The organism is Thalassococcus arenae (assembly GCF_019104745.1).
GTDB lineage: Bacteria > Pseudomonadota > Alphaproteobacteria > Rhodobacterales > Rhodobacteraceae > Thalassococcus_B > Thalassococcus_B arenae.
This window is the reverse complement of the sequence record NZ_JAHRWL010000002.1, coordinates 784,236-805,315: the sequence shown is the minus strand read 5'-3', so window position 1 is coordinate 805,315 and position 21,080 is coordinate 784,236. Positions and strand designations below refer to the sequence as shown.

General features: G+C 66.2%; 25 protein-coding genes. 9 read left to right on the top strand and 16 right to left on the bottom strand.

The window, feature by feature from the left end; translation table 11 throughout:
- Window positions 1–18 precede the first annotated feature (18 nt).
- The gene (locus tag KUH32_RS18590; protein ID WP_284438345.1) at window positions 19–141 is read left to right on the top strand and encodes a hypothetical protein; all 123 of its coding nucleotides are present in this window, start codon (window positions 19–21) and stop codon (window positions 139–141) included.
- Window positions 142–314: 173 nt separating this feature from the next.
- On the opposite strand, the gene KUH32_RS15225 is transcribed toward KUH32_RS18590, so the two are convergent.
- Window positions 315–1,718, bottom strand: a complete 1,404-nt coding sequence (locus KUH32_RS15225) for a methyl-accepting chemotaxis protein (protein WP_217779454.1) — start codon at window positions 1,716–1,718, stop codon at window positions 315–317.
- Between the two features lie 64 nt (window positions 1,719–1,782).
- Window positions 1,783–2,229, bottom strand: coding sequence for an iron-sulfur cluster assembly scaffold protein (locus tag KUH32_RS15220; RefSeq protein ID WP_217779453.1), 447 nt, complete (start codon window positions 2,227–2,229; stop codon window positions 1,783–1,785).
- A gap of 69 nt (window positions 2,230–2,298) precedes the next feature.
- Between KUH32_RS15220 and hisI the strand changes: the two genes are divergently transcribed.
- On the top strand, window positions 2,299–2,661 hold the full coding sequence (gene hisI / locus KUH32_RS15215; protein ID WP_217779452.1) for a phosphoribosyl-AMP cyclohydrolase: 363 nt from the start codon (window positions 2,299–2,301) through the stop codon (window positions 2,659–2,661).
- Window positions 2,662–2,697: 36 nt separating this feature from the next.
- Here the strand turns inward: hisI and gluQRS are convergent, their stop codons facing one another.
- From gluQRS to KUH32_RS15200, 3 genes are all read right to left on the bottom strand, one after another.
- Window positions 2,698–3,582, bottom strand: a complete 885-nt coding sequence (gene gluQRS, locus KUH32_RS15210; RefSeq protein ID WP_217779451.1) for a tRNA glutamyl-Q(34) synthetase GluQRS — start codon at window positions 3,580–3,582, stop codon at window positions 2,698–2,700.
- A gap of 8 nt (window positions 3,583–3,590) precedes the next feature.
- Complete coding sequence (gene trmFO / locus KUH32_RS15205) at window positions 3,591–4,958, bottom strand: methylenetetrahydrofolate--tRNA-(uracil(54)-C(5))-methyltransferase (FADH(2)-oxidizing) TrmFO (protein ID WP_217779450.1); 1,368 nt, start codon at window positions 4,956–4,958, stop codon at window positions 3,591–3,593.
- Between the two features lie 88 nt (window positions 4,959–5,046).
- Complete coding sequence (locus tag KUH32_RS15200) at window positions 5,047–5,829, bottom strand: enoyl-CoA hydratase (protein WP_217779449.1); 783 nt, start codon at window positions 5,827–5,829, stop codon at window positions 5,047–5,049.
- 56 nt (window positions 5,830–5,885) lie between these two features.
- Here KUH32_RS15200 and KUH32_RS15195 point away from each other — a divergent pair, with 56 nt between their 5' ends.
- Window positions 5,886–6,308, top strand: a complete 423-nt coding sequence (locus tag KUH32_RS15195) for a PaaI family thioesterase (RefSeq protein WP_217779448.1) — start codon at window positions 5,886–5,888, stop codon at window positions 6,306–6,308.
- Between the two features lie 77 nt (window positions 6,309–6,385).
- Here KUH32_RS15195 and KUH32_RS15190 read toward each other — a convergent pair whose 3' ends face one another.
- Both KUH32_RS15190 and KUH32_RS15185 read right to left on the bottom strand, forming a co-directional pair.
- On the bottom strand, window positions 6,386–7,177 hold the full coding sequence (locus KUH32_RS15190; RefSeq protein ID WP_217779447.1) for a crotonase/enoyl-CoA hydratase family protein: 792 nt from the start codon (window positions 7,175–7,177) through the stop codon (window positions 6,386–6,388).
- Window positions 7,178–7,312: 135 nt separating this feature from the next.
- Window positions 7,313–7,540: a DUF1127 domain-containing protein gene (locus KUH32_RS15185; protein ID WP_217779446.1), complete on the bottom strand. Its 228-nt coding sequence runs from the start codon at window positions 7,538–7,540 to the stop codon at window positions 7,313–7,315.
- 94 nt (window positions 7,541–7,634) lie between these two features.
- On the opposite strand from KUH32_RS15185, the gene KUH32_RS15180 reads away from it, so the two are divergent.
- The 6 genes from KUH32_RS15180 to KUH32_RS15155 all read left to right on the top strand — a co-directional run bounded on the left by KUH32_RS15180 (window position 7,635) and on the right by KUH32_RS15155 (window position 12,413).
- Window positions 7,635–9,044 (top strand): aminotransferase-like domain-containing protein, encoded by a 1,410-nt coding sequence (locus KUH32_RS15180; RefSeq protein ID WP_217779445.1) that lies wholly within the window; start codon window positions 7,635–7,637, stop codon window positions 9,042–9,044.
- The gene (locus tag KUH32_RS15175; protein ID WP_217779444.1) at window positions 9,044–9,565 is read left to right on the top strand and encodes a GNAT family N-acetyltransferase; all 522 of its coding nucleotides are present in this window, start codon (window positions 9,044–9,046) and stop codon (window positions 9,563–9,565) included. Before KUH32_RS15180 ends, KUH32_RS15175 begins: the two co-directional genes overlap by 1 nt.
- A 147-nt stretch (window positions 9,566–9,712) precedes the next feature.
- A complete protein-coding gene (gene rplM / locus KUH32_RS15170) occupies window positions 9,713–10,171 on the top strand; it encodes a 50S ribosomal protein L13 (protein ID WP_217779443.1) in 459 nt (152 codons plus the stop codon).
- Window positions 10,172–10,173: 2 nt separating this feature from the next.
- The gene (rpsI, locus tag KUH32_RS15165) at window positions 10,174–10,665 is read left to right on the top strand and encodes a 30S ribosomal protein S9 (protein ID WP_217779442.1); all 492 of its coding nucleotides are present in this window, start codon (window positions 10,174–10,176) and stop codon (window positions 10,663–10,665) included.
- A 179-nt stretch (window positions 10,666–10,844) separates the two neighbouring features.
- On the top strand, window positions 10,845–11,246 hold the full coding sequence (locus KUH32_RS15160; RefSeq protein ID WP_217779441.1) for a hypothetical protein: 402 nt from the start codon (window positions 10,845–10,847) through the stop codon (window positions 11,244–11,246).
- 120 nt (window positions 11,247–11,366) lie between these two features.
- Complete coding sequence (locus KUH32_RS15155; protein ID WP_217779440.1) at window positions 11,367–12,413, top strand: glycosyltransferase family 2 protein; 1,047 nt, start codon at window positions 11,367–11,369, stop codon at window positions 12,411–12,413.
- Here KUH32_RS15155 and KUH32_RS15150 read toward each other — a convergent pair.
- From KUH32_RS15150 to KUH32_RS15110, 9 genes are all read right to left on the bottom strand, one after another.
- Window positions 12,400–13,260, bottom strand: coding sequence for a sulfotransferase family protein (locus KUH32_RS15150; protein WP_217779439.1), 861 nt, complete (start codon window positions 13,258–13,260; stop codon window positions 12,400–12,402). The genes KUH32_RS15155 and KUH32_RS15150 overlap by 14 nt on opposite strands.
- Window positions 13,257–13,874: a TetR/AcrR family transcriptional regulator gene (locus KUH32_RS15145; RefSeq protein WP_217779438.1), complete on the bottom strand. Its 618-nt coding sequence runs from the start codon at window positions 13,872–13,874 to the stop codon at window positions 13,257–13,259. The genes KUH32_RS15150 and KUH32_RS15145 overlap by 4 nt, the downstream gene beginning before the upstream one ends.
- Complete coding sequence (gene ppk2, locus KUH32_RS15140) at window positions 13,867–14,736, bottom strand: polyphosphate kinase 2 (RefSeq protein ID WP_217779437.1); 870 nt, start codon at window positions 14,734–14,736, stop codon at window positions 13,867–13,869. Before ppk2 ends, KUH32_RS15145 begins: the two co-directional genes overlap by 8 nt.
- Window positions 14,737–14,781: 45 nt before the next feature.
- Complete coding sequence (locus tag KUH32_RS15135) at window positions 14,782–15,717, bottom strand: alpha/beta fold hydrolase (protein WP_254899182.1); 936 nt, start codon at window positions 15,715–15,717, stop codon at window positions 14,782–14,784.
- Between the two features lie 15 nt (window positions 15,718–15,732).
- Complete coding sequence (locus KUH32_RS15130) at window positions 15,733–16,683, bottom strand: homoserine O-succinyltransferase (protein ID WP_217779435.1); 951 nt, start codon at window positions 16,681–16,683, stop codon at window positions 15,733–15,735.
- A 162-nt stretch (window positions 16,684–16,845) separates the two neighbouring features.
- Window positions 16,846–17,712 carry an ATPase gene (locus KUH32_RS15125; RefSeq protein WP_217779434.1) on the bottom strand — a complete coding sequence of 289 codons (867 nt, stop codon included), beginning with the start codon at window positions 17,710–17,712 and terminating at the stop codon, window positions 16,846–16,848.
- Window positions 17,713–17,764: 52 nt separating this feature from the next.
- A complete protein-coding gene (locus tag KUH32_RS15120) occupies window positions 17,765–18,673 on the bottom strand; it encodes a DMT family transporter (RefSeq protein WP_217779433.1) in 909 nt (302 codons plus the stop codon).
- Between the two features lie 109 nt (window positions 18,674–18,782).
- Window positions 18,783–20,063 (bottom strand): OmpP1/FadL family transporter, encoded by a 1,281-nt coding sequence (locus KUH32_RS15115; protein ID WP_217779432.1) that lies wholly within the window; start codon window positions 20,061–20,063, stop codon window positions 18,783–18,785.
- A gap of 120 nt (window positions 20,064–20,183) precedes the next feature.
- Window positions 20,184–21,068, bottom strand: coding sequence for a DMT family transporter (locus KUH32_RS15110; RefSeq protein ID WP_217779431.1), 885 nt, complete (start codon window positions 21,066–21,068; stop codon window positions 20,184–20,186).
- Between the last annotated feature and the right edge of the window lie 12 nt (window positions 21,069–21,080).

Below are 21,080 nucleotides of genomic sequence, written 5' to 3'. Positions count from 1 at the left end.
CAAGACGGAGACGCCGCCATGTATGACATCGTCAAATCCGCCCTGATCCGGGCCGAGGCCACCCTGGTCCAGGATGCCATCGGCGCCGTCTCGCTTGCCGTGATCCTCGTGGGGGCGCTGCACCTGCCTGCCATGATCTGAGTTTCTGCCTGCGTGACTTCCGAGCGGCCCGCCTTGCCCGTATCCCCTGTCCCGATACGGCCTGCCTGTCCCCTCCGGTCCACCTGACCTCCGGAGAATTCGCGAGCGGGCCCGACCCGACCGGAACACGCCACTTTCCGCCGCCTCCCGATCGGAGTGCGGCGGTTTTTTTGTCAGAACCGGTAGGCCAGGCGCAGCCCGCCCCAATGCCTGCCGCGCACAGTGATCGGCGCCGACAGGTCCTTCATCATCGCAAAGGTCCCGCCGCCCATGTCGCGGCGGTAGACCTGCAGCAGGAATGGCCGTGTGTTGCGCCCCGCCTTCAGCCCGACCCGATCGTCGAAGATGCGCCGATTGCGGCAATGCGCGGTATTCCAGACCGGGTCGTCGCCCTGGGGTTGGGAAAACTTGCGGTTATGCGTGGGCAGATACCCGTTCCGGTCCACCGCGGCGCAGAATACCACGCGGTCGTCGGTTTGCAGGACGGGTTCCTGGATGGCCGGCAACAGCGCATCGGTCAGGCGGGTGAAGGCGGTCAGCACCTGTTGCGGGTTCGAGCCCGGGATCGGCTGGTAGCGCGTATCGAACAGCGCGTTCCAGCCGATGTCGCCACGGGTCAGCGCCGCTTCGAAAGCCTCGGCGATCTGGCCGGCACGATCCTGAACCAGCGTGATCATCGCCGCGTCCTCGCCCGTGCCGCCAAGGGCGACGGCGTGTTGCAGGATGCCTTCCGAGGTGTCGACCAGGACCGTGCAGCGGCGGTTGGCTTCGCCGACGCCGCTGGCCACCGCGTCGACCGAACGGCGCATGTCCTGCACGGCCGGGCGCAGCTGCGCGACGGCGGCATTGGTGGTCGCGACGTCCTTTTCGATCCCGGTCGCATCGACCTGCAGCGCCTTGGCCCGGGTTTCTATCGAACTGAGCGCCGCATCTGTGGCCGACCCGCTGTCCAGCAACTGCGCTGCCGTGTCCGAGGTTTCCATGGCGCCGGAATTCAGTGCCTGAAGCCAGGTCGTCATCCGGCCGATCGAAACGGCGATCTGCGAAGCCGCGACCGATGTCTGGCGGCTGAGGGCGTTGATCTCTTCGGCCACGACGGCGAAGCCGCGACCGGCATCGCCGGCGCGGGCGGCCTCGATCTTGGCGTTGATGGCCAGGATGTTCACCTGCGAGGCGATCGACGAGATCTGAGCGGTGCTGGCGTTGACATCGCCCAGCATGTCTTCGACCTGGGTGCTGTCGCGATGCACCGACTGCACCCATTCCGCCAGCGCGCGGGCGTTGTCCGTGCTGGCGGCCAGATGCGCGGTGCTGTCCTGCAGATGCGCTAGGGTATCGGCGGCGTGGCGGGCCATCTCGCGCACCGTATCCAGGGCCCGGGCATTGGCGGCGGCGACGTTTTCGGTGCCTTGATGCGCTTCGGTCAGTGCGGCCTGCTGTTCGCGGCACTGGTGGTCGAGCCCTGCCAGAAACGCATCGACATCCACCGTTTCCCGCCCCAGACCGGTGGCGGCCCGGGTCAGATCGGCCAGTATCCGGTTGTGATCGGGGGCGGAAAGTTCGCGATCGTGCTGCATGTGGTTCGTCCTGCGGATTTCCTCCGCGGTAGCACGCGGTCCGCGAACAAACCGTTAAGTGCGGTCAGGCGCTTTGCACCGCGGCGGCCTGCTCGGCGGCCTCTGTCGCCGCGTCGAGCGCCAGCAGGATCGAGGCGTGTCGGTTCTTGTAGGCCGCGGCGGGGCGCAGAACCTCGAGCCCGTCGAACGGCGCAGGCGGGGTCGGGCCGTCCTCTTTCAGCATGCGCCGCAGCGCATCACGCGCGTCGGCGATCTGGGCAGGGGTGCAGCCGACGATGGCGCCGCCCACGACCGACGCCGCCGCCTGGCCAAGCGCGCAGGCCTTAACGTCCTGTCCGTATTCGGCCACCGCGCCATCGCGCATGCTCAGGTCTACCGTCACGGTCGATCCACAAAGCGGCGAACGTTTCTTGACCGTCGCATCGGGCGCTTCGAGCCGGTCGGTCCGGGGAATGTCCGCCGCAAGCGCCAGGATGCGCTGCGAATAGAGCTTGATCAGATCTTCGGACATGGCTTTCCCTTTCCACCCGTGATCCCTATTTAGGGGCGCATCCCAGCCGATCCAAAGGATTTCTGCACCATGGCCTTCGATCCTGCGACCTTGGTCTATGACGACCGCGGCCTGATCCCCTGCATTGCGCAGGATGCCGTCAGCGGCGACGTGCTGATGATGGCCTGGATGAATTCCGACGCGGTGGCGAAAACACTGGAGACGGGCCGCGTGACCTATTGGTCGCGTTCGCGCCGGTCCTTCTGGGTCAAGGGCGAGACGTCGGGCCATGTGCAGGAACTGGTCGATCTGCGTGTCGATTGCGACCGGGATTGCCTGCTGGCCGTGGTGCGGCAGACCGGCCCGGCCTGCCACACCAACCGGCGGGTCTGTTTCTATACCTCGGTTGTCGATGGCGAAGAGACCGAATTGATGGCGCCTTTGGCTGGCTGAGGGAGCGAGGGGCCAGCCCCTCGCGCTCCCCGGAGTTTATCCGGCAAGATGAAGCGGCGGGAGGTTCACCAGGCGGCGGATATCGTCCGGGGTGGCCCCTTCGGCGCGGTAGGTGGCAATGGCGCGGGCATCGTCGCGCTTGGCCAGGCGCTTGCCGGCATCGTCGCGGATCAGGCGGTGGTGGTGGTAGCGCGGGGTCGACAGGCCCAGCAGCCGTTGCAGGACCACGTGGATGGCGGTTGCCGAGAACAGGTCGTTGCCGCGCACCACGTCGGTGATGCCTTGCGCCGCATCGTCGACCACGACCGACAGGTGGTAGGAGGCGGGGAATTCCCGCCGAGACAGGACGACGTCGCCGACATGGTCGATCAGCGTCGCCGCGGATGCGGCGATAGCGCCGGTTTGGCCTTCTGGCCCGGAACCGGTTTCGGCAAACACGACATTTTCGTCAAGCTGTTGCAGGGCGCGGTTCATGTCCAGACGCAATGCGCTGCCGTCGGGGATCGCTCCGGTGGGCGGTGTGTCGGGCCGGCAGGTGCCGGGATAGATCAGCCCGTCGGGGCCGATCATCGGCGCGCCTTCCTGTGGCGCCGCAGCCGCAGCGGCGATATCGCGCCGGTTGCAGGTGCAGGGGTAAAGCAGGCCCTTGGCCCAGAGTCGCTGCAGCGCGGCCTCGTAATCGGCGATGTGATCGGATTGGCGGCGCACCGGCTCGGGCCAATGCAGCCCCAGCCAGCGCAGGTCGTCAAGGATCTGGGCCTCCCATTGCTGCCGCGACCGGGTGCGGTCGATATCCTCGATCCGCAACAGGAAGGTGCCGCCGGTCGCTTGCGCCATATCATGTGCCAGCAGCGCGGAATAGGCATGGCCCAGATGCAGCGGCCCGGTCGGGGACGGGGCAAAGCGGGTGACGAAGGCCATCGGCCCGCCTATTGCGCGGCGTGAGGCGCCGAGGCCTGCGCCGCCAGCCAGGTTTGCCAGGCGGCCTTGGCCCGGTCGGTATAGGCCTTGTAGCGGTCCCGCCGCCCGCGGCGCCCGCCCTTGAGCCCGTCGACCGGACGGAACAGGCCGAAATTGACGTTCATCGGCTGAAAGGTCTTGGCCTCGGCGCCGCCGGTGATGTGGTGGATCAGCGCGCCGTGGGCGCTGTCCTGCGGCACCTCCGGCAGCCGCCGCCCGAGGATGTCGGCTGCGGCCATGCGACCCGCCAGCAGCCCCATGGCAGCGGATTCGACATAGCCCTCGACGCCGGTAATCTGCCCGGCAAACCGGATATGCGGGCGCGAGCGCAGGCGCATCTGCGCGTCCAGCAGCGTCGGGCTGTTCAGGAACGTGTTGCGGTGGATGCCGCCGAGGCGCGCGAAACTTGCCTTTTCCAAACCGGGAATCATCGTGAAAACAGACTTTTGCGCGCCATACTTCATCTTGGTCTGGAAGCCGACGATGTTGTAGAGCGTGCCGAGCGCGTTGTCGCGGCGCAGCTGTACCACGGCATGGGGCTTCACATCCGGCGCATGCGGATTGGTCAGGCCCACCGGCTTCATCGGGCCGTGGCGCAGGGTTTCGCGGCCGCGTTCGGCCATCACCTCGATCGGCAGGCAGCCGTCGAAATAGCCGGCGGTTTCGCCTTCGTGGAACTCGGTCTTGTCGGCGGTGAGCAGGGCGTCGATGAAGATATCGTATTGTGCGCGGTCCATCGGGCAGTTGATATAGGCTTTCTGTTCTTCCTCGGTCTCGCCCTTGTCATAGCGCGACTGCAGCCAGGCCTTGGACATGTCGATGCTGTCGGCATGCACGATGGGGGCGATGGCGTCGAAAAAGGCCAGCCGGTCAGCGCCGGTCTCGGCCTGGATCGCAGCGCCGAGCGCGTCCGAAGTCAGCGGACCGGTGGCGAAAATCCACTGCCCGCTGTCGGGGAGAGACGTTATTTCCTCTTTTGAAATCGATACGTTGGGATGCGATGCTAACGCTGCTGTTATGGCATCCGAAAACGCCTCGCGATCCACTGCCAGCGCTCCGCCGGCGGGCAGTCGGTGGGCATAGCCGGTCTGCATCACCAGACTGCCGGCCTGCAGCATTTCCCAATGCAGCAGGCCCACGGCATTCTGTTCGTGATCGTCCGAGCGAAACGAGTTCGAACAGACCATTTCCCCAAGTTTGTCAGTTTGATGCGCGAAGGTCTTGATGTTGGGCCGCATCTCGTGGATGACCACGCGAACGCCGGACTGCGCGGCCTGCCAGGCGGCTTCGGAACCGGCCATGCCGCCGCCGACGATGTGGAGTGTGCTGTCTGTCATGATGCCGATTTAATCCAGCCGGAGCGTGCTGCCAAGCCGCGGCAGCCCACCAATCCGTCCTGTTTTGCCCGATTTCGGGACGGATCGCTCAGGACCAGTCCGGAGGGCGTTTTTCGAGAAAGGCGCTGATGCCTTCCTCGGTGTCGCGCCACAGCATGTTTTCCACCATCACCTCGCCGGTAAAGGCATAGGCCTGGTCCAGCGGCATCTGGGCCTGGTCGTAAAAGGCGCGTTTGCCGATCTTGACGGCGGCGGACAATTTGGCGGCAACGGTTTCGGCCAGGGCGCGGGTTTCCGAGCCGAGGGCGTCGGGCGCGACGACGCGGTTCACAAGGCCCAGCCGTTCGGCCTCGTCGGCCTCGACAAAGCTGCCGGTGGTCAGCATCTCGAAGGCGCGCTTGCGCGGGATGTTGCGTGAAAGCGCCACCATCGGCGTCGAGCAGAACAGCCCGATATTCACCCCGTTCACCCCGAACCGCGTGCCCTGCGCCGCAACCGCCATGTCGCAGGTCGCCACCAACTGGCAACCCGCCGCGGTGGCGATGCCGTGCACCTGCGCGATCACCGGCTGGGGCAGGGCTTGCAGGCCCATCATCACCCGCGCGCAGCGGGCGAACAGATCGGCGAAATAGGCCTTGCCGCCATCTTCGGCCTGCCGCCCGGCCTGCATCTGTTTCAGATCGTGCCCGGCGCAGAACGCCTTGCCCGCGCCGGACAGGATCACCACGCGGGTGTCGCGGTCTTCGGCCAGCGCGTCGATCTGGGCCTGCAAAGCGGCCAGCATCTCGTCCGACAGGGCGTTCAGCCGTTCGGGCGCGTTCATGTGCAGATGCGCGATGCCGCCCGTGTCGTTGCGTTCCAGCAAATCCATCTTGTCCTCCCCGCGATGCCGGGCCAGCTTAGCGTCCGGGAATTGCGGAGGAAAGCATGAGCATCGTGGTGGGCAAGGACGAGATGGCGGCGTTCCTGGCGGAGGTCTTTCCGCAGGTCGACGGCATGTTCACCATCGAACGGCTGGAGAATGATCTGACGGTGATGCGCCTGCACGCCCATGATCGCCACCTGCGCCCCGGCGGCACGGTGTCGGGCCCGGCGATGTTTTCGCTGGCCGATGTGGCGGCCTATGTCGCCACCATGTCGCGGATCGGCCGCGAGGCGCTGACGGTGACCACGCATTGTTCCATCGATTTCATGCGCAAGCCCGAGGCGGGCCGCGACGTGCTGGCCCATGCGCGGCTGCTCAAGCTGGGCCGGTCGCTGAGCGTGACGGATGTGCTGCTGTTCTCGGACGGGTCGGACAAGCCGGTGGCCCATGCCAGCCTGACCTATTCGATCCCGCCGAAGGGGTAGGGGCGCGGGGTTCGATCCGCGTTCCGCCCGGCGGCGCGCCGGGCCGCGCCGACCCGCGGTTCAGCGCGCGCCTTTTGTTACTTGAACACCGGCGCGCGTTTCTGAACGTTGGCCATGATCGCCTCGATCTGGTTGGCGCTGCCGATGATCGTCGATTGCAGCTCGGCCTCGAGCCGCAGCCCGGTCGCACGATCGACGGCCCAGCCTTCGCGCAGCAGGCGCTTGTTGGCGCGGATCGCGGCGGGGTTCTTCGACGCGATGACCTCGGCCAGCGCCCGTGCCTCGGCCAGCGGATCGGCGGCGATGCGCGTCACCAGCCCCAGCGACGCGGCCTCGTCGGCCTCGACCACGCGGCCGGTGCAGGCCAGCTCCAGCGCGACGTCGGCGCGCACCAGTCGGGGCAGGGCGCTGGTGATCCCCATATCCGGGATCAGGCCCCATTTGATTTCCATGATCGCCATGCGCAGATCCGGCGCCCCGATGCGGATATCGGCGCCAAGCGCGATCTGGAAACCCGCGCCATAGGTCACGCCGCGCAGGGCCGCGATCACCGGCACGGGCACGTCCTGCCACACGGTGCAGGGTTTCTGGAACAGGTTGGCACCATCGTCGCCGGGCGCGCGGATCTGGTCGATCAGCGCCTGCGGGTTCGGGTTGGCCAGGAACAGCGCCGTGTCGATGCCGGAGCAGAAATGATCGCCCGCGCCGGTCAGGATCACCGCGCGCAGGGTGTCGTCGCCGCGCAGGCTGTCGCCGATCCGGGCCAGACCTTCGAACACCGACACATCGACGGCGTTGCGTTTTTCCGGGCGGTTGATCGTGACGGTGGCGATGGCACCGTCGCGGGTCAGGGTCACGCTGTCGGTCATGGGGTCCTCCGGCTTTGGCCAGAGGCTAGGCGCAAGCGGCGCGGTGCGAAAGATGTGACGCTGCGCCAGAGCGGGGCGTCTGTGCCAAAAAGGGGGCGCGACAAGGCGCGCCCCAGTCGACTGGCGGGACGGGGATCAGCCCAGCCAGAAGGGACGCCGCGCCTCGGCCCGGGCGATTTCGGGTTCGATACCGATATCGCGCAGCATATGCGCATCGAGATCGGCCAGCGCGATGCGGGTTCGGCGGCGCTGCGACCAGACAGCCAGCACGACCGCAACACGCAGAGCGATCCCGGCGAGCACGGGCAGCGGGCGGGTGGCCTCGAGCGTGGCGAGAGCGGAGCGGTATGCGATCTGTGTCATGGTCTGTCCTTTCGATTGTATTGACACAAAGTGATATCGTCTGACACATTTATCGATACAAAGCGGAACGAGTCGGGTCGAGAGAAAGATTGTTATGGATACAATTCAGGATCTTTATGCCCGCGAAACGTCCGGTCCGAAATATCGCGCGCTGGCATCGGCGATCCGGCAGGCGGTGACCGGGGGCGCCATGGCGCCCGGCGACAGGCTGCCGCCGGTGCGCGACCTGGCCTGGCGGTTGCAGATCACGCCGGGCACGGTGGCGCGGGCCTATACGATCCTGACCGACGAGGGCGCGCTGGTGGCCGAGGTGGGCCGCGGCACCTTTGTCGCCGCCGCCGCCGAGCCGACCCGTCCGCTGACCGGGATCGAGGTGGATGCCGTGCGCCACAACCAGGGCGGCGACACGCACGAGGTCAACCTGGTGTCGCCGCATCTGCCGGATGTGGGGCAGGTGGCGTTGATCCGGGCGCTGTTGGCGCAGATCGCGCAGGATCCGCCTTCGGGTGTGATGCACTACCCCGGCCACGCCTCGGGGCGCGCGGCGCGGCAGGCGGTGGTGGGGTATCTGGCGGACACGATGCTGGCGCGGCTGGATGCCGAGGATATCGTGCTGGCGCATGGCGCGCAGAACGCGGTGATGATGGTGATGCAGGCGGTGCTGACCGGCCGCCGCCCCGTCGTGCTGGTCGAGGAGCTGGCCTATCCCGGCTATCGCCGCGCCGCCGATTTGTTGCGCGCCGACGTGGTGCCGGTGCCGATGGACGCGCATGGCGTCATCCCCGAGGCGCTGGAAGCGATCGCGCGGCAGCACCAGGCGCAGTTGCTGTGCCTGTCGGCCGAGGTGCAGAACCCGTTGCTGATGGCGATGCCGACCGAACGGCGCGAGGCGGTGGCCGAGATCGCCCGGCGCACCGATCTGCAGATCGTCGAGGATGATTGTTACCGCATCGGCCCGCCCAGCGGCCCGTCCTTTCGCGCGCTGGCGCCGGAACGCGGCTGGTATGTCGCGTCGATCTCGAAACGGCTGACGCCGGCCCTGCGGTTCGGCTTTGCCGTCGCGCCCGAAGGCCGGGCGGCGGCGTTGCGGCGCACCGCCGAGGGCGGGTTCTTTGGTCTGGCCACGCCGATCACCGACCTGGCCGCGGCGCTGCTGACCCATCCCCGTTTGCCCGCGCTTCAGCAGGCCCTGCGCGAGACGGTGGCCGATCACGTGCGGGCCATCGTCAATGCCCTGGGCCGCTACGATCTGAAATGGCGCGAGGATGCGTTGTATGTCTGGCTGAACCTGCCGCCGGGCTGGCGGGCCAGCGCCTTTGCCCGCGCAGCCGAAGCGCAAGGCGTGCAGATCCGCACCGCCGAGGATTACGCCGACCGCAACGCCAACACGCCCCATGCCGTGCGCATCGCCGTCAATGCCGGGGTCAGCCGCCGCAGTTTCGATGCCGCCCTGGACCGGCTGCGCCACCTGCTGGACAACCCGCCCGAAAGGATCGCCGTATGATGAACCGTCAACCCGTGCTGATCGGCAGCGCGTTGCGGCTGGACCCGCTGACCGAGACCGACCGCGAGGGGCTGTTTGCCGCCGCGTCCGACCCGCTGATCTGGGAACAGCATCCGGCGAAGACGCGCCACCAGCGCGCGGCCTATGATCCCTATTTCGACGGGCTGCTGCGTTCGGGCGGGACGCTGGCGGTGCGCGAGATCGCGACGGACCGGATCGTCGGCACATCGACCTACTACTCGCCGCAGGACGAGCCCGGCGGCATCGCCATCGGCTTTACCTTTCTGACCCGCGACCACTGGGGCGGCGCATCGAACCGCGAGATGAAGGCGCTGATGCTGGGCCATGCCTTTGCCGAACATGACGCCGTCTGGTTCCATATCGGGCCGGACAACATCCGGTCGCAGCGCGCCACGGCCAAGCTGGGGGCCGAACACGTGGCGACGGGCCCGGTGGAGATCTTTGGCGTCACCGCGCCCTACCAGAGCTGGAAATTGCAGCGCGAAATATGGGGTAAATAGATACCGTAATTTCAAGCCATTGAAAACGCGTATCTTTTGGCGAAACATCCCGCTTGACCGGCAAAAAAAGCCGCGTATAACCCACGCATCGGATATCGGGCCGGGCGGTGACGCGCGGCCCTTGCCTTTCGACAAACGGACGGACACATGAAAACCTTTTCTGCGACCCCGGCAGACATCGACAAGAAATGGATCCTGATCGACGCCGAGGGCGTCGTTCTGGGCCGTCTTGCCTCGATCGTCGCCATGCGCCTGCGCGGCAAGCACAAGCCCAGCTTCACCCCCCATATGGACATGGGCGACAATGTCATCATCATCAACGCCGACAAGGTGCAGATGACCGGCAAGAAGCGCGAAGAAAACTTCTACTGGCATACCGGCCATCCCGGCGGGATCAAGAGCCGCACCAAGGCCGAGATCCTGGAAGGCGCCCATCCCGAGCGCGTCGTGACCCAGGCGGTCAAGCGCATGCTGCCGGGCAACCGCCTGAGCCGCAAGCAGATGACCAATCTGCGCGTCTATGCCGGCAGCCAGCACCCCCACGAGGCGCAAAGCCCCGAAGTGCTGGACGTCAAGTCGATGAACAAGAAGAACACGCGGGTGTAATCATGGCAGACCAGATCAATTCTCTCGAAGAGCTGGGCGCCGCAGCAGGCATCGAAGCCGCCGCCCCCGAAGTTGTCGTCGCTCCGGTCGAGCCGGTCCGCGACGCGCTTGGCCGGTCCTACGCCACCGGCAAGCGCAAGGACGCGGTCGCCCGCGTCTGGATCAAGCCGGGCTCGGGCAAGGTCACGGTGAACGGCAAGGAAATGGGCACCTATTTCGCCCGTCCGGTGCTGCAGATGATCCTGCGCCAGCCGTTCTCGGTGGCCGGTGTGGAAGACCAGTTCGACGTGATGGCCACCGTCAAGGGCGGCGGCCTGTCGGGCCAGGCCGGCGCGGTCAAGCACGGCATCTCGAAGGCGCTGCAGCTGTATGACCCGTCCTTGCGCTCGGCGCTCAAGGCCGCGGGCTTCCTGACCCGCGACAGCCGCGTGGTGGAACGCAAGAAGTTCGGCAAGCGCAAGGCGCGCCGGAGCTTCCAGTTCTCCAAGCGCTGACCGGACGACAAACGGTTCACGGACAGGCCGCCCTCCGGGGCGGCCTTTCTCTTTTCCCGGCGATAATGCCTTGCGCGGGAACGATATTTCTCTGCCACAACTTCAGCGGCAGCGGGTTTTCGGGCTTTGTGGTATCATGGGGGTCTTTTCAGAAACCCATTTTTTCCAAGGAGCATTCCATGTTTGACCTTGAACGCCTTGATTCATTCGTCGCGGCCGGACTGGCCGGTCATCCGCTGGCCGAGGCGCGCGAACACTTCATGACGGTGGCCAGGACCGGCGTTTCCATGTTCGAGAAGGAAACCGGCTACAAGCTGGATGGCGACAAGATCGTCATTTCGGATTTCAAGCTGACGCTGTCGGGCCAGCACGGCAAGACCAAGGAACCCCTGCCGCCGGTCAGCCTGGCGCGGTCGCGGCTGGTGCCGCCGCATCACGGACCTTTCCCGTTCCCGCACGATCACGCCTATTGGGAAATCTGCTGGCCGCGCGAGATCGTCATCTTTGAGTGGGTGATTTCGTGGGAGGAATGCCTGACGATCTGTTATCCGAAGGACGTCAAGTGGCCCTGGCCGTTCTGAGACGGGCCACGCGTTCGTCGGTCACGGATGGGCCCATCTTGTATCGCGGATTGTCCCGGTGCAGGGTTGCGCCGGCGCTTCCCGAGCGTCGGGAACGGCAACGGACAGGGCAGGCGGGCGATGCAGGAATTCGGTCTGGATGATGGCGAAAAGACCATCCGTGCGGTGCATGGCGACCCCGATCCGTCCAAGCGGACGGTCTTTGTGCCGGTCAAGAACGAGATGGGGTTTCTGCCCGCGTTCCTTGCGCATTACCGCGCCATCGGGTTCGAGCAATTCCTGGTCTATGACGACAAGTCCGACGACGGCACGACGGAATACCTGATCGCGCAGCCCGATTGCGTCGTTGTGCACACCAATCTCGATTTCGGCGACGAGCTGTTCGCCGACATCGCGGGCAAGCGCAAGCGCATGCGCTTTGGCACCTATGCCAAGATCGCCTTGCCGCAGCATTTCTTCGACGACAGTTTCGTCGCGTATTTCGATGCCGACGAATTCCTGTTGCTGCCGCCGGGCGTGAGCAGCATCGTGCCGGTGATCGAACGGCTGACGAGGCAGGGCGCGTCCAGCCTGTTGACCTCGGTGGTCGAGTTCTTTCCCGAAACGCTGGCCGGGCTGGAGGGGCCGCTGCCGCAAAGCCTGGAGGGGCTGCTGGCGGCCTATCCGTATTTCCAGGCCGAGGCGGTGGTCGATCCGGACGAGGATGTCGCGCTGCACGGCAAGCGGACCTTTCCCAACCCGTCCAAGACGATGCGGCTGTTCGAAAGCTTCGACGTGCATCCGCGCATCGAACGGCGCGGGTTCGAACGGATCTACATGTCGCGGCGCAAGAAGGAATCGCAGATGTTCCAGCGCTCGGCCCGCCACAAGACGCCGCTGGTGCTGCGCAACGCGGACAGTTTCGCCACCAGCTGCCACGACGCCCATCCCGCGCCGCCATCCGACGTTCTGCTGACCATCGCGCATTTCGTCTTTACCTCGCAATTCGCCCAGAAGATCGACAATGCCCGCAAATGGCGGGCTCATGCCGGGGGCGCTGCGAAATATCGCTATTACGCCGAACTGCTGGACAAGATGCAGGCCAAGGGCGGGTCGTTCCTGGATGCGCGGTCGCAGAGATACACCGGGCCCGAGCAGTTGATTCAAGCCGGGCTCATGCGTTGGTAGGAACGAAGCGCGCCGAGGGCCAGAGCGTGGCGATCTGCGGCAGGCGCCGGGCGACGGCGCGGTAGACCGGCGCGTAATGCGCGGTGATTTCGGCGGTCAGGTCATCGGGCAGGGCGTTGCCGCCGGAATGGCGCGCGTTCACCTGCCGCGCCCCGGCCGCGGGATCGGCGGGCACGCCGCAGAACGCGGCGAAAGCGGCGATCCCGGCGGGGGTGAACAGCTCTTCGAACAGGCAGACGAAGCGGTGGTCGGGGTCGAAGACCTGTTCCAGCGCGTCCAGCGTCCGGTCATAGCGCATCCGCGCGGCGGCTTCCTCGGACTTGAAAAAGCCGCGCAGGTCGGCGGATTCGTCGCCGCTGGCGGGGCGATAGCCCTTCTGCTGGTCCATGCGCAGATGCGAGCGCAGCCGCGCCACCGGGTCGCGCATCGAAAACAGCGCCTTGACCGCGACGCCGCGGGTGGCAAAGCCGTCGCGGATCTGGGCCAGTGTCTGCGCGGGCAAGGCGGCGTAGGACGGGGTGATATCGCCGGTGCGGATCACATCAGGTTTGGCCAGCAAGCCGTTGAAATACCGAAAATAGGCGTCGCGATTCGTCTGCATCCGCCAGCGCAGGCTGTTTTTCGGCTCGGCCAGGCCCAGACCGCGCTTGGCGGCGCCGCGCAGCCTTTGCAGGGGCGAGGGTTCGACCACGCGGTAGCGTGCGAACGGCCCGCCCAGGTCGGCCTCCCAGATCTGGTATTCGCCCAGGCGGCCGAAATCCGATCCCGGCTGGCGCGCCAGGTAGGCTTGCATCCAGCTGGACCCGCATTTCTGGCCGCCGAGGCCCAGAAAGAACGTACCGCTCATTTGTCGGGCGGGATCAGGCCGAGCCCGCGCAGGTAGACGCCGATGGCGCTCTCGAGCAGGTCTTCGGGCGGATAGGGCGATTGCCGACCGGGCGAGTTGCGGGCGAACAGTTCCACCACGCCGTGGCTGAGCGCCCAGATATGGGCGGAAAACATCGATGGCGGCGGTCGGCGATCGGGCGGCAGGGTTTGCGACAATTGTTCGGCGGCCTTTTCCAGAACGCTCCAGGCGCGCGACGACACCGCGGCCAGTTCCGGCGAATGGTTCACGCTGATGCCCGATTCGAACATCGCGATGTAATGGCCGGGATGGCGGCGGGCAAAGGCCAGGTAGGCACGGCCGGTCGCCTCGAACGCCGCCAGCGCCGAGGGCTGGCCGGTCTGGTAGGCGTATTCCATCAATTCGACGAAGATCTCGTAGCCCTGACGTGCGGCTTCGGCGATCAGGTCTTCGCGGCCGGCGAAATGGCGGTAGACGGCGGCAGGGGTCACCCCGGCCTGTTTGGCGGCCTCGGACAGGGTAAACCCGGTGGGGCCCTTTTCCTCGATCAGCGTCAGAGCCGAATCGACAAGGGCCTGTCGCAGGTTGCCGTGGTGATAGCCGCGCTTAGGCATCCCAGATTTCGGGGCCGCCAAGGATTTTCGCATCCGGAGTGCCGACGGCCCTGGCATCCTTGCGGTCGTAATCGAGATGGCTGAGCACATGGCGGATGGCGGCGAGACGCGCGCGTTTCTTGTCGTCGGCCCGGATCACCGTCCACGGCGCCATGGCCGAGTGGCTGCGGTTCAGCGTTTCCTGGATCGCCGCCGAATAGGCATCCCATTTCGGCAGGCCCGCGACATCGATCGACGACAGTTTCCACTGTTTGAGCAGGTCGCCTTCGCGTTTGAGAAAGCGCCGGAGCTGTTCGGCCCGTCCCACGTTCAGCCAGAACTTGAACAGGTGGATGCCTTCGTCCACCAGCATCTTCTCGAAATCCGGGACCTGGTGAAAGAAACGTTCGCGCTGTTCCTGGGTGCAGAAGCCGAAGACATGTTCGACCACGCCGCGGTTGTACCAGGATCGGTCGAAGAACACGATTTCACCCGCCGAGGGCAGGTGGTCGATGTAACGCTGGAAATACCATTGCGTGGCTTCGGTGTCGGACGGTTTGGGCAGCGCCACGACGCGGGCGCCACGCGGATTCAGGTTCATCCGGAACCGGGCGATGGTGCCGCCCTTGCCCGCGGCGTCGCGCCCCTCGAAGACCATCGCGACGCGATGCCCGCTGTCGCGCGCCCAGGCCTGCATCTTGACCAGTTCGATCTGGAGTTTTTCCAACTCCTTTTCGTAGGTCTTGCGCTTCATCTGTTCGGAATAGGGATAGCTGGACGACAGGATGTCGTCCTTGTCGGCGCGGTCGATGGCCAAGCGCACGGGCTTGGGCGCGTCGTTGTCGTAAAAGGCGCTGATCGCACCGTCAAAGGGCAGGGTCATGGGGATTCCATCCGCTTTGCGCCGCACTATGAGATGTTAACGGGGTTAACGCAAACCCGCCCGCGACGCCGCGCGGTCGATGGCCGCCAGCGTCGCGTCGCGGGCGACATGGTGCGGCATGTGTCCGATGCCGGGCAGGGCATCGAGCGCAGCGCCGTCGAGCCGTTCGGCCAGCGGCGCGGAATGGATTCGCAGGCCCACGGTGGTATCGGCATCGCCGTGCACCAGTTCTATGGGCGCGGTGATATCCTCGTATCGGCGATTGAGGTCCACGATCTCGGCCAGCAGATTGGCGCGCTGCACCGCATTGGCGCGCAGCGCACTGCGGCGCAGGGTCAGGGGCGCACCGACAAAATCGGCATAGCCGTCGGGCGCGGATTGCGGGGCAAAGACGCCCTGGATGGCATTCTGCACGTAGCTTTCGGGCACCCAGGCGGCCAGCAGCGGCACGGTGAGGCGGCTGAGCACGGGGTGGGAATTGACCTTGTAGAGCGTCGAGAGGTCGCTGGACCAGGGCAGCGAGGGCGCGCCCAGCAGCACAAGGGCGGCAACGCTGTCGGGCTGCGTCACCCCCCAGGCCAGCGCCACGGCGCCGCCATAGGACTGGCCGACGACGAGCGGCTTGTCGGCGCCAAGGGTCGCTGCGGCCTGCGCCAGCAGCGCGGCCTGGGCGGTGATCGACATGTCGTCGGTCGGCGGTGTGTGACCCAGGCCGGGCCGGTCGAAGGCGATAACGCGATAGTCCCGCGCCAGCGTTTCGGCCAGGGCGAAGGTCATGTCGCGCAGGTTGCCCGAGGCGCCGTGGATCAGCACCAGGTCGGGCCCGCTGCCGGTGACGGTGTAGTGCACGGCCTGTCCGTCAACTTCGACGAAGTCGCCCAGCGGCGGGTATTCGGCCACTGCGCGGGCTTCGTTCGCCTGCGCCCGCCACAGCGTCAGGCCGGAAAAGCCCAGGGCCGCAATCGCGATATATGTCAACATCTTGCGCGCCATCCTTCACCGTCTTTGGGTGCGCAGATCGGCGATTTCCCTGCCGATCTTCGCGGGGTCGAACGGGGTGGTCTGGTAGATCTCGTTGATCCAGTTGCCGTAGAGCAGGTGCGCGTGGCTGCGCCAGCGGTTCTGCGGCATGCGGGCGGGATCGTCGCCGGGATAGTAATTGGCCGGCACGTTGATCGGCTGACCGGCTTGAACATCGCGGTCGTATTCCTGTTTCAGCGTGTCGCTGTCATATTCGAAATGGTTGAACACATAGAGCGCGCGATGGGCCGGATCCTCGACCAGGCAGGGGCCGGTTTCGTCGCTGTCGATGAGGATCGGCAGGCCGGCGGCCTGGATTTCCTCGCGCTTCAGTTCCGTCCAGCGCGAGACCGGAATGACCATGTCGTCGGAAAACCCGCGCAGATAGGGCGAAGCGGGCGCCAGGTTGCGGTGGCGCACGCAGCCGAACGCCTTGTGGTCCAGCATGTGCTTGGGCACGCCGTGGAAATGGTGGATCATCGCCATGCCGCCCCAGCAGATGCCGAAGGTGGAATGGACGTTGGTCTGCGTCCAGTCGAAGACCTGGGTCAGTTCGTCCCAATAGGTCACTTCCTCGTAGGGCAGGTGTTCGATGGGCGCGCCGGTGATCAGCAGCCCGTCGAAGGTTTCGCCGGTTTCGGCGACCTCGGAGAACGGACGGTAGAAGGTTTCCATGTGTTCCGCGGCGGTGTTGCGGGTCTGGTGTTCGGACATCCGGATCAGCGACAGTTCGATCTGCAGGGGCGTGGCGCCGATCAGCCGGGCGAATTGGTTTTCGGTCTGGATCTTCTTGGGCATCAGGTTCAGCAGGCCGATGCGCAGGGGCCGGATATCCTGCCGGGCCGCCGCGTCTTCGGACATGACCATGACGCCCTCGCGGGAGAGGACGTCATAGGCGGGCAGGTCCGCGGGCAGTTTGATCGGCATGGTCCGGCTCCTTTCGGTCGGCAAGAGATAGGGCAGGCGGGCAGGGCGCACAAGCGGGTGGGGCCTGCGCCGCGGACCGAATGGCGCTGCAGGCGACGGAGCCTCGCGGCCGTCTGAGCCGCCGGGCCGCCGGTTTGCCGCCGTGGGCGCCGACCCGGCTGTTCAGCCGTTCCGCCGGTTCAGCGCCGCGGCGATGATGTCGGTGAAATCACCCTGGTCGCGCACGCGGGCCATGTCGGCGGCCGCGACGGTGACGCCCCACTTGTCCGCCATCGCCTCGTAGATCGGCTGGCGGTGCGCCAGGGCGCGCGCATAGGTCCAGCGGATGAAGGCGTCGGGGTCGACCTGCGCTTCGGCCAGGCCCTGTTCGGCCAGGTATTCCGACCAGCAGGCGGCCAGGAAATCCGGCCGGTAGGCCATCGGCTTGGGCGCCTTGTCGAACCGCCGGATCAGTTCGGCGGTGTGATCCTCGGACCCCTTGATCCAGACCATCAGCGCGACGCGGCTCAGCTCGCGCAGGATGGGATCATCGGGATTGGTCGGATCGACCCATTCGCAGATCGAACCGCCGGTGTCGCAGACGAAATGCGGATAGCCGTAAAGGTCCTGCGCCCGGTCGATGAAGTAACCCGTGTCCAGCAGCGCCTGTTCTTCGGCCCGCGCGAACTGGTCCTGCCGGCGCTGGTATTCGGCCATCGGCAGGCCACCCCGGGCGGGATCGCCCGGCTTGCCCAGATAGGCCGAGACCGGGGTCAGGTTGTGAAAGCTGAGATTGGCGCCGAGATAGATCGAATCCGACATCAGCAGATCGCGCAGGAACGGCACCTTCATCGCCTCGCGCTTGGCGTTGTCGGCGATGTATTCGCCCATGTAACGCGTCCCGATGCGGTAATCGACCGAGTAGTGGAACCAGCCGCCGCCATCGCGCAGCAGGGTCGAGACATGGGTCTTGCCCAGCCCCGACATGGCGAACAGGACCACGCGCTTGTTCGGCGCTTGCCGCCAGTCCTGTTCCGAGGCGTAGAGCATCGCCCGCATCCTTGTCCTGCCTGCCGCTGGATAGCCTGCGGTTGGGATCAGGTCAAACCGGCTTGCGGGTGCGTCCGGCGCGACGGGAATTCATCACCATCAGGCCCGCGGCGATCAGCGCGAACCCGGCCAGCGCAAGCGGCGCCAGGCGTTCGTCGCGGATCCAGGCGCCCAGCCCGATCGCGACGGGCGGGATGACCAGGGTGACCAGCATCAGGTTGCCCGCTCCGGCCATCGCCAGAACGCGGTAGTAGAGCAGGTAGGCAAAGGCGGTGGCGGCCAGCGCGTAATAGAGGATGCCGCCCCAGGTGGCCGCACCGAGCGCCAGGCTGGGCAGACCTTCGGCGATCACCGTGACCGGCGCCACCAGGATCGTCGCGCCGGTCAGCATCCCCGCCGCCGCCATGACGGGATGCAGCCCGCCCAGCCGCGCGCGGCCCCAGGCCGAGGCGCAGGCATAGCTGACGGTGCCCGCGATCACCGCCAGTTGCGCCAGCGAGGTGAGGTCGAACCCGCCAAGCGCATCCGGCCCGATGGCCAGCACAACGCCGGCAAAGCCCAGACTGACCCCGCCCAGGCGGCGCGGGGTGAGGCGTTCGTCGGCAAAGACCAGCGCCGCGACAAGCACGCCGAAGATCGCCGTGGCGGCGTTCAGGATCGCGGTCAGGCCGGTTTCGATATGCAACTGCCCCCAGGCCATCAGCGAAAACGGGATGACGTTGTTGAGCAGCCCCATGACCGCCAGCGCGCCCCATAGGCGCATGTCGCGCGGCACCGCGATGCCGCGTGCCAGCACCACCAGCCACAATGCCGCCGCCCCCAGCCCGGTGCGGAACAGCACCACGGTCAGGGGGCCGATTTCGTCCAGCGCGATCCGGATGGCCAGGAACGACCCGCCCCAGATCAGGCCGAGCAGCAAAAGTTCGGCCCAGGCACGGGCTGAAAGAGATGTCTGGGTCATGCCAGACGTCTAGAGCGCCTTTCCGGTCGGCGCGATCCGGAAATTGCGCAAAGAAAAACCGCCCGCGGCAGGCGCGGGCGGTTTCGGCAGTCGTATCGGTCGTTCTGGATCAGAACGCGAATTCGGCGCGGATGCCGAAGGCGACCGAGTGGTTGTTCTCGAAGTCTGCCGCGGCTACGCCGCCGACTTCGGGCTTGGCATTCCCGAGCCAGGAATAGTTGATGCCGCCCGACAGCTTGACATTGTCCTTGGTGTACTGGCCGCCGATAGACAGGCCCCAGAGACCGTTGGTCGGCCCCAGCGGCGAGACAAGTTCGTCGCCTTCGGGTTCGTAAGAAATCACCGCCGACCCGGACAGGTTGGGGTTGAAGCGGCGCCCGATGCCAAGCGTGTAGCGCTCGCCATCGTTCAGGTTGACAAGGTCCGACCCCAGTGCGGTCGGCACCACGTCGACGGCGGAGAACTCGGTCCAGCGGTAGGTCGCCAGCAACAGCGTGTCCGGTGCGATGCCGGTCTGGAATTCGATGTTCACCGATTGCGGGGTCACGTATTCCACGTCGCCGGTCACGGTAGCGCCGAAGATGTCTTCGGTGGTGTCGGCCTTGTGTTCGATCTCGGGCGAATAGGTCAGCGCCAGGCGAAAGGCGATTTCCGGGATCTCGTAGGCCGCGCCGATCACGTAGCCGATGCGCCGGTCGGTATCCATGCTGAACTTGTAGCCGTCATTGGCGGCAAAGCTGCCGGCCTGGGTCGCGATCTGGCCGCCGAGTGCGGCCGTGGTGCCTGCACCGTAGGTCGTGTCGATCGCGGTGGCGGCGGGGACGCTGCCCGCTGCCGCGGCGCCCAGAAGCGATGCATCCAGAGCGGGTGTTCCGCCGGGCCGCGTGGCGTTGAAGCCGCGGGTGACCGCCGAGGTCGAGATCGCGTTGCGATAGGCGATACCGTTCAGCGCCACGTCGGCGCGCACCTGTTCGAGCTTGATGCCGCCGAACACGCTGATGCGGTCCGAGATCTGGTACTTGCCGACGAAGGTCAGCGCCTCGGACGACAGGTCGGCACCGGTGCCGCCAAGCGCCGAGGTCAGCGGCGAGTTGTTGTAGGTCACGTTCGCCCCATAGGGCTGATCGAAGATGACCGAATAGGAAATCTGTTCGTTGATCGCGTTTGTATAGCTCAGCCCGATCACCGAATAGGCGTCGCCGACGTCATAGTCGTTGCCCAGATCGTCCTTGCCCGTGACACTGGGCATGACGTAGCCGAAGCTCAGATTGGCGGTGTTGTCGTCGGCGAAGATGGCCATCACGCTCTGCCCCGAACGGTCAAGCCCCGCGGCATGGGCCGCACCGACGGAAAGCGCCAGCGCCGAAGCGCCCAGCAGTACTGATTTCATGATTTGTCCCTCATCCCTAGCGGGTGTCTCCTCGGCTCAACCGTAGTGAGAGGGGGGGCTTTCGGTCAATCTTTGACGGAACGTCAGCCTGACGTGACGCGACGCAGCGTCACGATTCGGTCACACCTTGCGGGGCGCGCCGGCGGGGCGGGTTCGGGTCTCGCTCCAGATGTTGAAATAGTTGGCCGCGAAGATGACCAGGGCGCCCAGCAGGACGGCCGGTTCGAACGGTTCGGCGTATAGCAGCATGCCCACGACGACGATCACCGGCAGTCGGGTGAAATCGATGGGCATCACCACCGTCGCGGGCGCCAGGCGCAATGCCGATGTCAGGCAGAAATGCGCGACCAGCCCGGCCACCGCGATCAGCGCGACCCAGGGCCAGCTGGCGGCGGCGGGCAGGGCGATGTCGCCGTCGATCCCGGCACAGAGCAGCCCGAACGCCGCCTGCATCACCGTCAGCCAGAACAGGATGCTGGTGATCGTCTCGGTCCGGGTCAATCTGCGCGTGAACACCGCCGATCCGGCGAACCCGATGGCGGCCAGCGCCGCGGCCAGCACCCCGGCATTCAGGCTTTCGGGGCTGGGGCGGGTGATGATCAGGATGCCCGCGAAACCGATCACCGCCGCCAGCACCCGCGGCCGCGTCAGCCGTTCGCCCAGCACCAGCGGCGACAGCAGCATCGCCCAGATCGGCGAGGTGAATTCCAGCGCGAACACCTGCGCCAGCGGGATCACGGTGATGGCGTAGAACCACAGGTTCTGCCCGGCGAAATGGCTGATGTTGCGCATCCCGTGCAGGCCCAGACGCTGCGCCCGGATCTGGCGCCGGGTGCCCGCCAGGCTGCTGACCGCCAGCACCAGCACGATACCGATCAGTGACCGGAACAGCATGATCTCGAACGTATCCAGGTCGAGGCTGACCGCGCGCCCGGCCACCGCCATCGAGGTGAAGGACACGATGGCGCCGATCATCCAGGCACAGGCTTTGAGAGTGTCGGACATGCTGGACCCCGG

Coding starts and splice junctions, on each gene's coding strand:
- KUH32_RS18590 (WP_284438345.1), top strand. CDS start 19: ATGTATGACATCGTCAAATCCGCCCTGATCCGGGCCGAGGCCACCCTG.
- KUH32_RS15225 (WP_217779454.1), bottom strand. CDS start 1,718: ATGCAGCACGATCGCGAACTTTCCGCCCCCGATCACAACCGGATACTG.
- KUH32_RS15220 (WP_217779453.1), bottom strand. CDS start 2,229: ATGTCCGAAGATCTGATCAAGCTCTATTCGCAGCGCATCCTGGCGCTT.
- hisI (WP_217779452.1), top strand. CDS start 2,299: ATGGCCTTCGATCCTGCGACCTTGGTCTATGACGACCGCGGCCTGATC.
- gluQRS (WP_217779451.1), bottom strand. CDS start 3,582: ATGGCCTTCGTCACCCGCTTTGCCCCGTCCCCGACCGGGCCGCTGCAT.
- trmFO (WP_217779450.1), bottom strand. CDS start 4,958: ATGACAGACAGCACACTCCACATCGTCGGCGGCGGCATGGCCGGTTCC.
- KUH32_RS15200 (WP_217779449.1), bottom strand. CDS start 5,829: ATGGATTTGCTGGAACGCAACGACACGGGCGGCATCGCGCATCTGCAC.
- KUH32_RS15195 (WP_217779448.1), top strand. CDS start 5,886: ATGAGCATCGTGGTGGGCAAGGACGAGATGGCGGCGTTCCTGGCGGAG.
- KUH32_RS15190 (WP_217779447.1), bottom strand. CDS start 7,177: ATGACCGACAGCGTGACCCTGACCCGCGACGGTGCCATCGCCACCGTC.
- KUH32_RS15185 (WP_217779446.1), bottom strand. CDS start 7,540: ATGACACAGATCGCATACCGCTCCGCTCTCGCCACGCTCGAGGCCACC.
- KUH32_RS15180 (WP_217779445.1), top strand. CDS start 7,635: ATGGATACAATTCAGGATCTTTATGCCCGCGAAACGTCCGGTCCGAAA.
- KUH32_RS15175 (WP_217779444.1), top strand. CDS start 9,044: ATGAACCGTCAACCCGTGCTGATCGGCAGCGCGTTGCGGCTGGACCCG.
- rplM (WP_217779443.1), top strand. CDS start 9,713: ATGAAAACCTTTTCTGCGACCCCGGCAGACATCGACAAGAAATGGATC.
- rpsI (WP_217779442.1), top strand. CDS start 10,174: ATGGCAGACCAGATCAATTCTCTCGAAGAGCTGGGCGCCGCAGCAGGC.
- KUH32_RS15160 (WP_217779441.1), top strand. CDS start 10,845: ATGTTTGACCTTGAACGCCTTGATTCATTCGTCGCGGCCGGACTGGCC.
- KUH32_RS15155 (WP_217779440.1), top strand. CDS start 11,367: ATGCAGGAATTCGGTCTGGATGATGGCGAAAAGACCATCCGTGCGGTG.
- KUH32_RS15150 (WP_217779439.1), bottom strand. CDS start 13,260: ATGAGCGGTACGTTCTTTCTGGGCCTCGGCGGCCAGAAATGCGGGTCC.
- KUH32_RS15145 (WP_217779438.1), bottom strand. CDS start 13,874: ATGCCTAAGCGCGGCTATCACCACGGCAACCTGCGACAGGCCCTTGTC.
- ppk2 (WP_217779437.1), bottom strand. CDS start 14,736: ATGACCCTGCCCTTTGACGGTGCGATCAGCGCCTTTTACGACAACGAC.
- KUH32_RS15135 (WP_254899182.1), bottom strand. CDS start 15,717: ATGTTGACATATATCGCGATTGCGGCCCTGGGCTTTTCCGGCCTGACG.
- KUH32_RS15130 (WP_217779435.1), bottom strand. CDS start 16,683: ATGCCGATCAAACTGCCCGCGGACCTGCCCGCCTATGACGTCCTCTCC.
- KUH32_RS15125 (WP_217779434.1), bottom strand. CDS start 17,712: ATGCTCTACGCCTCGGAACAGGACTGGCGGCAAGCGCCGAACAAGCGC.
- KUH32_RS15120 (WP_217779433.1), bottom strand. CDS start 18,673: ATGACCCAGACATCTCTTTCAGCCCGTGCCTGGGCCGAACTTTTGCTG.
- KUH32_RS15115 (WP_217779432.1), bottom strand. CDS start 20,063: ATGAAATCAGTACTGCTGGGCGCTTCGGCGCTGGCGCTTTCCGTCGGT.
- KUH32_RS15110 (WP_217779431.1), bottom strand. CDS start 21,068: ATGTCCGACACTCTCAAAGCCTGTGCCTGGATGATCGGCGCCATCGTG.